The sequence below is a fragment of the Viridibacillus sp. FSL H8-0110 genome (assembly GCF_038003565.1).
GTDB lineage: Bacteria > Bacillota > Bacilli > Bacillales_A > Planococcaceae > Viridibacillus > Viridibacillus arenosi.
This window is the reverse complement of record NZ_JBBOPJ010000001.1, coordinates 1,757,217-1,772,590: the sequence shown is the minus strand read 5'-3', so window position 1 is coordinate 1,772,590 and position 15,374 is coordinate 1,757,217. Positions and strand designations below refer to the sequence as shown.

Genomic DNA, 15,374 nt, shown 5'->3' with positions numbered 1-15,374 from the left:
CTCTTTAAGTACAACTTAGAACTATTTAATCAAAGCTTCAAACAATACAATTCCTCACCATCAACAATGCGCCCCGTATTCTTAAAGCCTAATTTCTCATATATTTTCTTCCCGCGCTTATTGTTGGGTTCAGTTGATAAGTAGATTTCGTTGCATCCTTCTAGTTTCTTCATCTCTTCTATTACAAGTAAAATTGCTTTAGGACCATAGCCACTTCCTTGAAACTTTCGATCAATCATTATTCTGCATAATTCAAAAAAGTTCTGCTCTTCAGAGAAACCATACATAGTAAAACCAATTAATTGGTCTTCCACTTCAATTGCCTTTGTAATCCATGTTTTCTCGAATAGCGCTTGCACAATTGATAATGCATTTGATGCGACGAATTCTTCGCATATTGTTGGCATACTCTCTTTATTTGTTGTTAAATAAATAACTTTCAGCCAATTTGATTTATCTATTTCTATTAGTTTCATATTTCCCCCGCCTTTATTTGTAATTTGAATTATTTATAATCTATTCTATAGGATTGTAGATGTATTAATTCTTCAAATAACACCATTAATTTCAACATACACCTATTTTTAACTCCACTTTCTAATTATTATATAAATATGTAGTCTCGCAAAGTCAATCTATATTAAATGCTGCTATTGTGACAAAAATGTAAGTTATAGGAACTATTTGTTTGAAAAATCGATGGAGTAGCCTTAGATTTCAACGTATTGTTAAAGTACAAACTAACTCTTGAAAGGAGTTTTAACATGGAAGCAATTTTAAAAGGAAATTCGATACATAAAGTTTTTGGAGCAAAAAATAATATATATACTGCTCTACAACATGTAGATGTAACGATTAATAAAGGGGAATTCGTTGGCATTATGGGACCATCTGGAGCTGGTAAAACTACATTACTGAATATCCTTTCAACAATTGATAAACCAACGTCAGGCAGTATTGTCATTGGGGGTGAATCAGTAGACTCAATGAAGGAGAAGGATTTAGCTAAATTCCGCAGAAAGCATTTGGGCTTTATCTTTCAAGACTATAATTTGCTTGATTCCTTAACAATACAAGAAAATATTCTACTACCACTCTCACTAGCCAATTGGCCAGCTCAGAAGATGGAAGTTAAAGTTCTAGAAATTGCTAACATTCTTGGAATTGAAACAATCTTAAACTCTTACCCTTACCAAGTTTCTGGAGGACAAAAGCAACGTGCTGCTGTTGCAAGAGCAATTATTACAAATCCAAGTTTAGTGTTAGCAGACGAGCCAACTGGGGCATTAGATTCTAAATCATCGACAGATCTTCTAAATACATTCAATGTATTGAACAAGGACTACGGTTCGACTATCTTAATGGTCACACATGATGCTTTCGCGGCTAGTTATTGTAACCGAGTATTATTTATGAAAGATGGACGCCTTTTCACAGAAATTGTACGGGGAGACAAAGACAGAAAAGAATTCCTTAACCTATTATTAAACACGCTTTCTACTTTAGGGGGTGGAACCTATGAACATGTTTAATATTGTAAAGAAGAATATTAAGCACAATTTCTATCAATACTTTCTTTATCTTGCATCTATGACACTCAGTATTACGATTTATTTTACTTTTTTATCACTACAATACAATAAACAAATTAGCCATGCTCTAACAGATACAGATAAACTACAATCGGCTTTTGGGGCTTCTTCTATTCTTTTACTACTATTTGTATCCATCTTCATCTGGTATTCGAATAACTTCTTTGTTAAAAGACGTAAAAAAGATATTGGTTTATATTCGTTACTAGGCGTCGAGAAAAAACAAATTGGCAGAATGCTATTTTATGAGAACTTTATTATGGGCATACTTGCACTCTTAATAGGGCTTGGAATCGGGGAATTATTCTCTGTTTTCTTCAGTATGATTTTGGTGAAATTAATGGGCTTTTCTATTGCTATTACATTTACTTTTAATTCAAGAGCAATCATACAGACTTTACTTGTATTCAGTGTAATAATTTTTCTTACATCATTACAAGGTTACTTTATTATTTATCGTTTTAAATTAATCGAGCTATTCCAAGCCACTAAAAAAGGCGAGAAAATAAATAAACCTTCTTTGTTGTTAGCACTTCTTGCCATTGCAATGATTGGAGGTAGCTACTGGTTATTACAACTGTCTCCAGAATCGAGAAATTGGGATCAGAACTTTAACCGTACTATCATTATTATAATTATCTCGATGCTTGTTGGTTCGTTTTTGTTATTCCACTCCTTAAGTGCCTTTATCTTTGTATTATTACAGAAGAATAAGTCATTCTATTTTAAGTGGTCTAATCTTTTAACTTTTACGCAATTAACAAATCGATTAAAGAGCAACGCCTTTATGTTCACTATTATTTCTATACTGAACGCAGTAACACTTATCGCTTTTGGATTTGGTTATAGTATTTATTACAATACTCTGGATCAGGTGAAAAGTTTTGTTCCATATAGTTATCAATATGAAAGTACTTCTTCTGAAGTAGATGCAAAAATTCGTGAATTAATTGCCACGGACAATGATCATTCCCTTATCTTTGAACATGACTGGGAGTACACAATGGTAAAAGGCGATGCTTCAGAGCTTAAGAAAGTTCCTGGGGGGTACTTATACTTTGACGAATCATTTGCTGTTATATCCAATACAACTTTCAATCAGCTAGCTGATAAATTAGATTTAGATACAATTGCACCTTTAAAGAAAACAGAAGGTCTAACAATTATCAACAATTTCATTGGATCACAAGACCAGCAATCAAATATAAACAAATCGGTTTCGTTGCATTCAGCAAGTGTGGATTCGAAAATAAAGATTGTTGGTAATAAATCATTTTCATTATTGAATGACCCTGTTCAACCTTTCTTAATAGTTGTAAATGACGAAAAATACAATCAACTTAGAGGTGAGAATACTCCTACTACAGTGCATGCTTTGAAAGTAACCAACGAAGCTAAATCTTCCGCACTGACAAAGAAAATCATGAAAGAACTTCCTAGTGAAGTACATTTCTATAGTTTTTCAGATAGCTATCAAGAAGCCCAATCTGTCTACGGATTACTGATCTTTATTAGCGGATTTTTGGGATTAGTGTTCCTTGCAGCTTCGGGTAGTATGATTTACTTTAAAATGCTGACAGATGTAACTGACGATAAAGTAAGATATACAACATTAAAGAAACTAGGCGTTCAAAAAAGCGAAATTATGCGCGTTATTGCTAAACAATATTCGGTTGTCTTTCTCCTACCTTTAATCGTAGGTATTACTCATAGTTGTATGATTTTAACTGCTATTTCAAATTTAATGGATATCAACTTCATCATACCCGTAATCATTTGCATCGTATCTTATTCAATTCTTTATATTTCTTACTATGTATTAACTGTAATTTCTTGTAATAAAATAGTAAATGTATAAAAAGGATACCAATAGAGTTTCAATCTCTAAGACTGTAGACAAAATGCGAAGAAATTCGTGTTTATCAACAGTCTTTTTTCCATCGGCTTTATTAAATACTAATATAGATAATAAGACCGTTGATTTCCGCTACGGTGGACGCTTTCCGCGGGCGAGCGTCAAGTCGCTTCGTCGCTACGCTCCAATCAACTACACCTGTAATAAAAACGCATCTTTAGTGATCTCGGAAAATGATACAGTAAAAGTTTAAGATCGTGGTGTATATCCTTAAATTTCCTTTCTTAAAAATGCACCGATACATGCGATCCTCACTTTTGCTTCCATGAATTATTGTAAACTCATCAATTAGACTCGGCAAAGTGGATAATTAGCATAGATGTTATTATTTAAAGAAAATCTTAAAAAGCAAAATGAGAGGCAGGTATAAATAGGTGACTGCCTCTCATTTTGAATTATGTTATTGCATAGTAATCATGTAGTTTTGGAAAATGTATAGTAACAACTGTAAAGTGGTTCTTTTCTGAAGTGATAGTGATTGAATGTCCTAACTTATTTGCCAATCTCTTAGCTAGATAAAGACCCATGCCCGTTGAGCTACCGTGACTTCTTCCATTCATCCCCGTGAAGCCTTTATCAAATACTCGCTGGATATCGGCCTGTTCTACCCCTATCCCATTGTCTTTTATGATTAATCTTCTTTCTATTTCATCTTCTTCTGAAGAAATGTTCACTTCCCCTTGAGGCGAAGTATACTTCAAAGCATTAGATAGAATTTGTGCCACAATATAAGCTAGCCATTTTTGGTCAGTTAGTATTTCTTTAGACTCTACTTCAAATGTAAGTTTTATCTTTTTTTGAATAAATATCTTGGCATTTTGTTTAATAATTGAACGAATAACTACGTCTAAATCAACAGGAACAATAAAATAATCTTGATTGAAATCATCTGCTCGAACGAAATAGAGTGCCTGTTCAACGTATCCCTCAATCTTATCTACTTCTTCTTCTATACTATTCAAAACCGGATTTTCCTTCTCATTCTCAATAATTAAACGACTAACCGATATAGGTGTTTTAATTTCATGGAACCATGATGTCATATAATCTATTGTTTCTTTTTTATCATTTATAATATTCGTGACTTTTTGCTGATGCTGTTGAATTACTTGCTTTAATACTTCTTGAAACATCTGCTGTTCCAATGTTTTAGGCGTCAGTAACTCTTCCTGGATTAAAAAACCATCTCTACAACTACTTTTCAATGCAATAAAGTGTTTTTTGATAAAATAGTATTCTATAAAAATGTACAAGAAAAACAAACAAGTTGAGACAAGATACAGGTAGAGTAGATTATTTATTGGGATTGAAAGTCTTGGGTTGATATAGATCACTACTGTAATAAACGACATGATCATAATATAGGTTAAGATTAGTCGCCTCTGAAAGAACAAATGCTTCCAAATACTCATATTAGCATATACCCTTGCCCTTTCTTCGTTTGGATATAATCTTCCACACCCATATCTGTTAGTTTACGACGTAATCGATTTATATTAACCGTCAATGTATTATCATCAATAAAACTCTCATCTTCCCATAATGCACGCATTAGCTCATCACGACTAATAATTTCATTCTTATTTTCAAAAAGAACAGTCAATATTTTAAATTCATTTTTAGTGAGCTCACTTTCTTGCTCGCCAAACTTAACTGTTGAATTCTTTAAGTTTAAAGTCAAATCATTATGTTTGAGAACATCTAAACTAGGTGAAAGATATGTATACGTTCTACGCACTATCGCATTAATCTTCGTCACGAGTATATCCATTGAGAATGGCTTCTGGATAAAATCATCCCCGCCCATATTTATGGCCATCATAACATCCATCTTCTCATTACGAGACGACACAAATACAATGGGCACATTAGAGTACTTCCTAATTTTCTCGCACCAATAAAATCCATCATAATAAGGTAAATTAATATCTAACAACACTAAATGAGGTTTTACTGACAAGTATTCTTCTTCTACTTTTTGAAAATCCTTTATCGAAAATACATCATATCCCCATTTGATTAAGTTTTCTTCAATCATTTGAGCAATCTTTTGTTCATCTTCGACAATCATAATGTTAAATTTGTCATCCATCTTTCATTACTCCTACCAATTAATTGATTTTTATCCACTCTATGCAATTATTATAACCATTCCTATAGAAGATTTGAACCACGTTAAAGTTGATTAAGTATTATCTTCCAAGCTCATTGTTCTAACAACCATCCTTTTCTTGTTCTGAGATAAACGATTCTCTACAAGAATTTCATTTAATTAATAAATTAATTGTTTCAAGTGTATTCTTGGTCATGAATAACAACTCGGAGCATATGTTAATATACTGTCCATAATGGGTTATCCACTTTAACCGTATGTAATGAAAGATTTATTTTCTTTCCACTACAATTAAAAGGGATATATTGTTATAAGAGTGTATAATTAGACAATTGGAGAATATCAAAATTTCTAAGGAGGAGTTGAGGGTGAAACGCTTTTCACGTTATTTCATTTCGTTAATAATTATAGGTGTGATGATTTACCTTGGACTTAGTTATAAATTACATTTAGAAAAGGAAGCCTCCACAACATATATTATTCTTCCCTTGATAAGGTTTTCTTTCGCATTCCCTATTATTATAGGCATATTACTTCGTTTACCTAAATTAATTATTGAAATTAAAGAAAAGAAACAATGGACTTTTGATTGGATTAAGATTGTAGTAATTGCTTTACCAGCATTATTTATAGCTGTGTCCCCATTCTTGACTTACACATTTATAGGCCAGTATTTTTACTTTGCAAATGAATTAATTGTTTCACAAAGTACCTTATTGATAACAATTGGTGGAATTATTTTTGGCTACGTATTATTAGATAGTTTAATAAAAGATCGTGAAAATGAAATAGTCATTGATCCATAGATACCTAACAGACCGTTCTTTAAGATGGCCATTGAAAGTCCATAAAAATTAATAAATTAGCCCATTCTATTTTTGGGGGAATGGGCTATCTGTTCTTCAGTATAATAGATGCACTATTACTTTTTAAAAATGTGATTTTAACAAGGTTAATCTTGATTCATAAAATTCAGCCTTATGATTATCTATTAGGTATAATCAATTCTATATCTTCCTGAATTGCTTTATTGGTCAAACCACCCACTGATATTTTTTTTACTGTGCCCTCGGAGTCAATGAATATCGATGTTGGTATAGCATCTATATTATAACTTTTAAAAACAACTATTGAGTGATCTATCAATATCGGAAAACTAATGTTTTTAGTGAATTTTTTAACTTCAAAAGTTGTTTGTGCATTATTAATTGCAAGGATTTCCACTCCCTTAGATTTATATTTAATATAGTTTTCTTCTAAATCAGGCATTTCTTCTTTACATGGATCACAATAAGTTGCCCAAAAATTTAGTACAACTCCTTTACCTTTATAGTCTGATAATTTATGCTTCTCCCCATTTAAATCCTCAAGAATAAAATCAGGTGCAACATCTCCTATTTTCACCATTTCATATGTTTCTTTTATGAAGTTACTATAGACGGTGTAAGAAATGGCACTAAAGATAATTACTAAAAATAAAGTTCGCACAATCATTCTTTTTTTCATCTATTGTCCTCCTTTAAATCCAATGATATCCTCAAAAGGGTATTGAAATTCTGTTTAAAATGTTCATTGAATCAAAAGATAAGACTACTCCAACAATCATCAAAACAATACTGCCCATTTCAAAATCATAGGTCTGAAAAAATGGATTGAAATTTTGCCTATGACTCAAAAAAGTCACCATTCCATAATTAATACATATGTAGTGATAAATACATATTTATATAAAAATCAAATTAATGGGATGATTGCAACTTTTTCTATACCTATAAACTCACTGTCTAAATTCTGCGATAAACTCATCACTTCACAATCATTGGTAGCGAAGAAAGATCAGTTTTTAAGAAGTTATCAAAATTAATAATAGATTCTAATCTGCTATTTACGAAATGGGCGTCCATCTTTAATAAATGTTCAAAGGTTTTAAAGTAATTCAAGCCATTGGATAAGTCTTCGGAATAAGCTAAAGCGAATTCCTTCATATTTTCCATCTGCATCATTTTCTGACCAATCATTTTTTTTGTTACACGTTCAATTTCAAATGGGTTCAAACCGCTCCGTCTTACCTCTTGAAGTTTTTCATATAGCTTTTCTTTTACCGGGAGTATATTCACCGTTGAACCACTGACAACAGTAAAGTCATAATTTGGACCATTGTAATTAGAATAACCCCATTGATTATTGATTAAGTTCTCCCTATACAAATCCATGGTTAATGTAGATCCCAACCCAAAAAGGGCCTCAGTAATTGCGAGTTTTGCTAAATGATTTTCATAATAATTCCCATCTTGTTTTTCATGCCTTAAACCAATCGAAAATAAATCATGGGAGCAATTTTTCATAATTGATATATTTTTATAGGATTGATTTTTAGCATTGGGATAAAATAGTTCAAATTCATGTCTTTTCTTTTCAGCATAATTTTCATCACGGACTACTGTATGATAGATACTTTCACACAGTTCAATTGGATGAACATCACCTACAACCACCAATTTCATATTGTTAGGTCTATAATAAATGTCATGAGCCTGCACCAATAATCCTTTGTCTATCCTGTTAATACTTTCTATCGTACCGGCCACATCTGTACAAATTGGCAGATCAGGATACATTTGCTTTAATAGGTTTCTGTAAACTACCCAGTTTGGTTTATCTTGATACATTAATATTTCTTCTCTAATCACTTTTTTTTCATTTTCAATTTCAATTGTTGTAAATTCTTGACTTAAAATGGAGGCAAGCAATTTGGAAATAAGTTCTGCCATATTACCAGAACTAGAAACTAGAAAATCCGTATTATTATAGCCAGTTTTGGCAGAAATAGATGCCCCGTTTTCAGAAAAGACTTTTTTCATGTCATGCATATTTCTCTGATTGAAAATTAAATGTTCCATAAAGTGAGCTGTCCCATACGGCAATTCCATCTTTTCCTTTGTAGTAGTACTGATAAAAGCTGTATCATTAGCACCAAAATCCACATTTAACACAGCAAATGTTTGCGACATTCCTTTGAGAGGAATCATATGTACTTCCATCCCATTACTAAAGGTTTCACAAAAAACGGAGTGGCCTAATTTTTCATTTTGAAGACATTCCATTTATATTTTCGCCACCTTTTTAACCGATTTGAATACCGTATCTAACGTTATCTTTTTTGCAATATCGACGATATCACGTTTCGAAATATTTTCCAGCACAGAAAAAACCTTCTCTTCATCATCTTGAAAACCCAATAAATCCCCTGTTAAGCTAATATCTATTAAGATAGCTGGAGTTTCTAAGCCAGTTTTCACATAATGTTTCACTGCATTTATACCGGTTTGAATTTCTTCTTCGCTCACTTGCCCATCTTGAATTTTGTTTAGTTCATTTAAGATAATCTCAGTCACTGTTTCATAATTTTCTTCTTGTAAAGCAACATGAACTAATAATATTCCCTTTAAATCATCTATTTCAGAACTTAGATAATAGGCCATTCCTCTATTATGTCTGATTTCAGTTTGTAATTTTGATTCGGGTAAATTTCCGAATATAGTATTGAAGACAAGTAAAGGAATATATTCCAATGATGAGAAGTTGATACCTGTTTTAAATCCTATCAACAATCTTCCTTGATTGGCATGTAAATCTTGCTCGATATACTTAATCTCTTGATGAACTGGAGAAAGCATGTCGCCATGTGGACAAAGATTATTTTCTTCTTCCTGTTGAAAATAACTACAAGCATCATTTTGTATCTTATCTTCATCAATGTTTGGACCAATTACATGAATGTATTTTTTAGAGGATGATATGAATTCTTGATAATGTTGTAACAATATTTCTTCGTTTAATTCCTCCAGAGTGTCCAAATCACCATAAATCGGAATACTGAATGGTTCCCCTTCCGTCATAGTAGCCAAGCAAATTTCTTGGGCGGCATATTCCACATTTTCATTCATTTCTTTAATGCGATAATAGTGACTGGTAAATTCTTTTTCTATCCGCTCATACTCAAATCCTTTTTCCAGTGGACTATTAATGATTTCTGATAATAGTTTTAAAGATTTTGAAATCATATCCGAATCAAGTTGATTATTTTGCATAATCGACATTTCAAATTCTAAGACATGATAATCCCCTTTTCTCGATACGTTGCTTTTTAAAATTGCCCCATACAAATGATCTAACTTCGTCTGTATATTGACGGGTATTAATAATTCTGAAAAGATAGCAATAGAACATGCCATTTCTTTTCTTAATGGATATAAAAAGGTTAATCTAATACTTGTATTCATGTATTTATCATTAGTATGAACAAAAAAATTGATGCCAGAATTTCGCTGAATATCAAATGATAATGCTTCAGTTTCAAGCTCATATAACCGAGCATGATTGGTATCCAGACCTAATATTTGACTACTATTTTGACTTTTTGTTTTCCAATCAATTTGAATTGGCTTCCCATCTTGAATATTTACAGATGGATGCCATTCTACAACTTGTTCATCGTGCCTATACCACAATCTCCATAATTCAGGCTTTTTCATCAGTTCTGATGTGAAAACGGAGAAAGCTTTGTTAACTGCTTCATCTATCTTGTTGGGTTCTACTGCAAAAGGCTTATGAAAGATAATTTGCTTTTTTCCATCTTCGGACAGAGTCGTAAGCAGAATACATATTTTTTTCTTTGCCCTTTCAAGAATCCTAAAGATACCGCTTCTCACTTTTATTTCTGAAGACAAAAAGTTCGTCCGTATATCTGTATTATCTTCATTAAATCCTGCTTGTCCATCCAGAAACAATAGGAAGGAGTCATTTTCTTTTAAAATATAAAATAATTTGATAGCTATTAGATTTGATTCTGCGACTAATAGCTTTACTCCCGCTTCTTCCCTAATTTTTTCCCAAGAATCCAGTTTCCCTTCTGATTCAAAGGATTCTTGGTCTACGACAACATAAAATTTCCGATTCTTATTTTGAAATTTAAATCTTAAAGCTTTGATGATTTGGTCAACATTATGCCGATAATCACCAAAATGCCAGGAGAGAAAAGCGCCTCCTTCATTGAGTGTTTCCATCATGTATTCTTCGCCGATGATTTCATCGTAGTTGTCGATTTCAAAATTTGGATTTACCCTTTCTCGATTAATCATTCTGTTATGAGCCAAATACTTCATCCATATTTTCTCGTATGATTCATTTATTTTAAGAGGAGATAGTTCCATAACCATATTCATTAACGGAAAAAACTGGTCCGTTGTTAGGCCATGCTCCTTATAGTAGCTTCTTAGCATTTCTTCTTCCGATATAAATTCCTCGTATTGTTTTGAAAAATTATTCAATCATTTTTCCTCGCTTTCATAAATAGAAATCTTAAAAAATTTACTGCCATCTAAATCGACTATACATTTAGCTAAACAAATTATTAATAACAGTAAAATTAGATACCTCGGCGCTAAATACTCATTATTTAAAATTTAGTAAAACTGGGGAAATACAAGTCTGTCTCTAAATACTCGTCAAAATACGGTTCAACGATATAAAAAGATTGGTTTTTATCCATTCATTTCAACTGCCCTTTTTATTTCTTTATTCAATTGTGTTTGTTTCAATTGAAAACTATTCCTGATGACAAAATAACTATATAAAATACCGGTTATGGCGAAAACATTCAATAAGCTGATTGTCCAGTAGAATAAACTCTCTTCCTGGTAATGGTTTGTTAAAAACCATCCGATTACAACGATAAAAAAGAAATATAAAAAGTTTAAAAAGAACGCCTGAAATCCTTTGCCAATTTGTTCAAGCACCAATAATGATGACATCATGGGTCCCATGATAATATAGGATAAAGCAACAATCTTTAAATAATTTGCTGTATGTACGCTCACTTCCCCGTCAGCAATTAAAAAAGAAGCGATTAGGTCTTTACCTAAAAAAATGGCCGTGCCAATGATAATGTAGATTCCTACTATATTGATCATTCCTTTCTTATAGATTTCAAAGGAACGTTCTAAATTATTGCCACCCATATTCTGATTCATAAGAAGACCTAATGTATTACCAGAAGATATCGCGATTAGAAGGACTATTGTTTGTAATCGATATGCAGCTCCAAAACCCGCTACCACCTCATTTCCAAATGGCATTAGGATTTTATTGAAGAAAAATGTACTAATAAAGATTAAAATATACGAAATAGCCACTGGAATACCAATATTCAAGATTTTACGTTTGGCAATTTCCTCTAATTTAAATTTTTTCAATGAAAAAGGTAAAATTTGAAATTTTACAATTTTATATTTTAATAGGAAAAATAGACTGATGATTATTGAGATACTACTTACAATAAAATTAGCAAGGACAATACTATAAACGCCAAGAAGGTAATATTCTACAAAAATATAAACTAATAAGATATTGGACACTGAGGTAAACGTACTTATTCCTGAAGAAATCTTTACAAGGCCATATCCCCTTATACTGGATAACAGTATGGCATTTACTACTGAGAATATTGTAAGAAAGACCATTAACCGAGTATACTTCCTAAATAAATTGATTGATTCATTACGAACGTTAAAATAATCGGCGAACATCGGTGTTAATAAACTAATGAAAATCGCAATAATTAAACTGGTTAAGATTCCATATAGAAGGTAATTATTAATCAACTTAGGTATTTGCTCGGTATTTTCCCTTCCTTTTTCAAATGCAACGGAAGAGGCATTCGAAATTTGAAAACCTTCAATCAATGCAGTCATAAAAAAAGAAAACGGAATATATAAACCAACAATATACAGAGCTTCCTTATGCTCATGCCCCATAAAAAAAGTATTGGCCAGTTGCGTGACAATCGAAACTGAAGAAGCCAATACCATTGGAATAAAGGTTTTATAAATCAACGGAATAATTCGATCATTTAAATAATCTATATTTCTTGGCAAAATTTCTCCTCCTTACCACTTAAAACTGGAAACTAGAGGCATCCCATTAAACTGAAGAACTGCAAATGAAGTACTCAAATCCCGGTTTGCCGATATTATAAGTATCTTCTCTTCTTTTTTCAATTTTCCTGATAACAGTAATTCGGTAAACGTGTACCAGACATCACTACTTTGATAATTCTGAGCAACATTTGTCTTTCGGATAAAAAACAAATCGGATTCCAGGAAATCCATTCGACCAAATAAATTTTGGACAATAACCCACTTCGGTTGATGTTGATGTGACACCAATTCATAGATTTGCTTAATGATATTAGAAAAGTGAATTTTACTACTTTCTATATTTGATTGATATTCAGCTAAGGGATAATTTCCAATTTGAAGAATTTGAATCGATCCGTGTCCTTTAGAAAAATGCATGCCCATTGCAAAATCTGATAAGGGAAGATAGCCTGTCCTGTACCGGTTTTGCTCAATAAATAATTGTTCTCCTAATAGAAGAATTCCTTCTTCTCCTTCATTTAAACAAAGTTCCAGAATTTCTAGACAATCTATAGAAGCTAATGAACCTAAATGAGAAACACCAAAATAATTTTTTGGTTTCTTATCGGACCATTCTAAAATTCTTGGAAGCGGCTGTATTTCCGGCTGGCGATCTGAAAACGAATTTGAAATTAATAAACACTGATAGTTGTTCACTACTGGTAATAGTTCCGTATGGCATTTGTGTAACATTTCCGACAAGGTCACTTGCTGATTGTCAATTTTGATAGAATAGGACTCGACCGTTTCTATTGGAATGTTATGATAATATGCATCTATTTCCAAATGTGGTTCTAACCTAAAAAAATCAGAAGGCTCTTTTCCATCTAAATAATAATTTTTTCGATCCATATGTAGAATTGCCAAAGATGATAATGATACATTTAAATCACATAGGTTATACATACGAAATCTTTCCATTCATGTAGCTTTGAAAAATATTTAATTTTAATATATTTGAAGTACCTTCCATGTTTTCAAACGCAAATGCATCTCTGAACCATTTGTTTAAATATGGATGTTCAAAAAAGGCTCCTTCACCAAATAAATCTAGCGCATATTGAGTGATCTGCTTCACTAATGAGGTAGCTCTCACTTTTGCAATTGATCCGACATAACCATTCCGCGGATTAATATCCACTTCCAATGCAGCTTGACGAATGAGATTCCTAGTAGTTATTAGCTCATTTTGAAAATTCTCCAGTTTCTGTTGTTGATCTAAGGATAAATTCTTCTTATTGGTAATCATGTAATCATAAGTTGCTTGTGAAACACCCAGTGCCATAGCAGCTACTGTAGGACGCATTTTATTAAAAACAGTAATGGCTCCATGCATTCCTCTTTTTAAAGGGCTTAAATGCCTTCCAATAATCTGTTCTTCATTTATGCGAACATTTTGGAACGTTAATCTACTAAGTTTCGGAGCGCGAAGACCTAATGTATCAAGTGCTTCGGCAGAAAAACCATCTGAGTCCTTTTCAATCAAGCACATTTCAATTCCTATTGGACCGGTTGTGGTACGCGCAAAGACAACTCCGATTTCCGCCCGAGTACCGTTCCCAATGAAATATTTCTCACCGTTTAATAACCTTTGCCCATCGCATGCATTTACTTTCTTCATAATTGTTTCAATATGCATGGCATCCGATCCCTTATTAGGCTCAGTTAAGGCAAAAAAAGTCCAACAAGGTTTGGATAGCAATTTGCTGTAATACTGTTCCTTTTGCTGCCCATCGGCAAAATCTTGAATAATGATTCCAGATAATGAAGGCCCTGGACACCCCACAACGACTCCCGCATCCCCATAGGAAAGCCATTCAGTCCCAATGACTCTCTCAATGCAAGTTAAACCATAAAATTTTGTATTATTAATGATAAATGGATGATCATTATATTCAGAAGGAATCATCATTCGTGATAACAATTGAACACTGGCCAAATCCGTAAATTCATGTAGCCGATCAGGCTGTTCATCTATGATTAGTCCAATATCCCGAAATTCTTGCGAGTACGATTTAATAGCTTCTTCAAAAGCATTTAATTTTTCTATATTCAAAATATTCACTCCGATTCTACAAACAGGTTTTTGATGACAAAAGACAAATAAATTTTTCTGCTCACTGTTTCCGTCAGGACACCATGACCACCAGTTAGGTTAATCAGAGTATTCATACAATCATCTATTTCATTGTGAATAAATACATTGAAAGACTTATTCTCTAATGTGGTATTTCCATTGATATAGTTGTTAATAATTGAATATATTTTAATAATGGCCTCCGAAAACTGCCCTTTCACCATTTGGTATTGAATAATCGGTAATTTTCCTGAATAACGGTTGCTCAAAAGCTTTTTATCATAAGCAAGGCATTCCAATGCAATCCACGTCCGCATGAATAAAGCAAAGTCATTTTTTGTTAAAGGAATATTTTCTATCTGGTTGGACCCCTTCTCAGGTATGTCATCCATTTTAAATAAGCTAATCATTTCATGTTCCATGAAATGATTATTAACCTTATTAAATTTTAGTTCGGTCAATTGATAGAGATTATTACCTCTAAGAATATGCGTATTCGGATTCTCTAGAACAGAGTGAGGAGCAAGAAAATAATTATTGGATGATATAATAATTGGATTTTCAAAGGCTTTGAAAATCCATTCAAAAGCTTCAAAAAGGCTCAAACCACGGGTCTCTTCTAAAAATCGATTTATATAGCTCAATAAATTCTCATTTTTTGATGATAAAAGTGTTGACATTATTTATCTCCTTTTATAAT

At 32.4% G+C, this 15,374-nt stretch carries 13 protein-coding genes; 3 read left to right on the top strand and 10 right to left on the bottom strand.

All coding sequences use genetic code 11. The annotated features are described in order from the left end of the window. Positions 1 to 29: 29 nt before the first annotated feature. Positions 30 to 476: a GNAT family N-acetyltransferase gene (locus MHH98_RS08850; RefSeq protein ID WP_038182890.1), complete on the bottom strand. Its 447-nt coding sequence runs from the start codon at positions 474 to 476 to the stop codon at positions 30 to 32. A gap of 288 nt (positions 477 to 764) precedes the next feature. Between MHH98_RS08850 and MHH98_RS08845 the strand changes: the two genes are divergently transcribed. After that, positions 765 to 1,532, top strand: a complete 768-nt coding sequence (locus MHH98_RS08845) for an ABC transporter ATP-binding protein (RefSeq protein ID WP_340708916.1) — start codon at positions 765 to 767, stop codon at positions 1,530 to 1,532. Then, positions 1,519 to 3,450 (top strand): ABC transporter permease, encoded by a 1,932-nt coding sequence (locus MHH98_RS08840; RefSeq protein ID WP_340712595.1) that lies wholly within the window; start codon positions 1,519 to 1,521, stop codon positions 3,448 to 3,450. The genes MHH98_RS08845 and MHH98_RS08840 overlap by 14 nt, the downstream gene beginning before the upstream one ends. A gap of 452 nt (positions 3,451 to 3,902) precedes the next feature. On the opposite strand, the gene MHH98_RS08835 is transcribed toward MHH98_RS08840, so the two are convergent. Both MHH98_RS08835 and MHH98_RS08830 read right to left on the bottom strand, forming a co-directional pair. Next, positions 3,903 to 4,760: a sensor histidine kinase gene (locus tag MHH98_RS08835; RefSeq protein WP_340712593.1), complete on the bottom strand. Its 858-nt coding sequence runs from the start codon at positions 4,758 to 4,760 to the stop codon at positions 3,903 to 3,905. Positions 4,761 to 4,915: 155 nt separating this feature from the next. After that, on the bottom strand, positions 4,916 to 5,599 hold the full coding sequence (locus MHH98_RS08830; protein WP_340708913.1) for a response regulator transcription factor: 684 nt from the start codon (positions 5,597 to 5,599) through the stop codon (positions 4,916 to 4,918). Positions 5,600 to 5,988: 389 nt separating this feature from the next. Between MHH98_RS08830 and MHH98_RS08825 the strand changes: the two genes are divergently transcribed. Continuing rightward, a complete protein-coding gene (locus MHH98_RS08825; protein WP_038182898.1) occupies positions 5,989 to 6,426 on the top strand; it encodes a hypothetical protein in 438 nt (145 codons plus the stop codon). 178 nt (positions 6,427 to 6,604) lie between these two features. On the opposite strand, the gene resA is transcribed toward MHH98_RS08825, so the two are convergent. From resA to MHH98_RS08790, 7 genes are all read right to left on the bottom strand, one after another. Next, positions 6,605 to 7,126: a thiol-disulfide oxidoreductase ResA gene (resA, locus tag MHH98_RS08820; protein ID WP_340712592.1), complete on the bottom strand. Its 522-nt coding sequence runs from the start codon at positions 7,124 to 7,126 to the stop codon at positions 6,605 to 6,607. A gap of 299 nt (positions 7,127 to 7,425) precedes the next feature. After that, positions 7,426 to 8,724, bottom strand: coding sequence for an EF-P 5-aminopentanol modification-associated protein YfmH (gene yfmH, locus MHH98_RS08815; RefSeq protein ID WP_340712591.1), 1,299 nt, complete (start codon positions 8,722 to 8,724; stop codon positions 7,426 to 7,428). Next, the gene (locus tag MHH98_RS08810; RefSeq protein WP_340712589.1) at positions 8,725 to 10,950 is read right to left on the bottom strand and encodes a M16 family metallopeptidase; all 2,226 of its coding nucleotides are present in this window, start codon (positions 10,948 to 10,950) and stop codon (positions 8,725 to 8,727) included. Between the two features lie 213 nt (positions 10,951 to 11,163). Next, the gene (locus tag MHH98_RS08805) at positions 11,164 to 12,555 is read right to left on the bottom strand and encodes an MATE family efflux transporter (protein WP_076035221.1); all 1,392 of its coding nucleotides are present in this window, start codon (positions 12,553 to 12,555) and stop codon (positions 11,164 to 11,166) included. 12 nt (positions 12,556 to 12,567) lie between these two features. After that, on the bottom strand, positions 12,568 to 13,449 hold the full coding sequence (locus tag MHH98_RS08800) for a hypothetical protein (protein ID WP_143691257.1): 882 nt from the start codon (positions 13,447 to 13,449) through the stop codon (positions 12,568 to 12,570). Between the two features lie 46 nt (positions 13,450 to 13,495). Then, positions 13,496 to 14,653, bottom strand: coding sequence for an acyl-CoA dehydrogenase family protein (locus MHH98_RS08795; RefSeq protein ID WP_340712586.1), 1,158 nt, complete (start codon positions 14,651 to 14,653; stop codon positions 13,496 to 13,498). 5 nt (positions 14,654 to 14,658) lie between these two features. Further along, on the bottom strand, positions 14,659 to 15,354 hold the full coding sequence (locus tag MHH98_RS08790; RefSeq protein WP_340712584.1) for a hypothetical protein: 696 nt from the start codon (positions 15,352 to 15,354) through the stop codon (positions 14,659 to 14,661). Positions 15,355 to 15,374 lie beyond the last annotated feature (20 nt).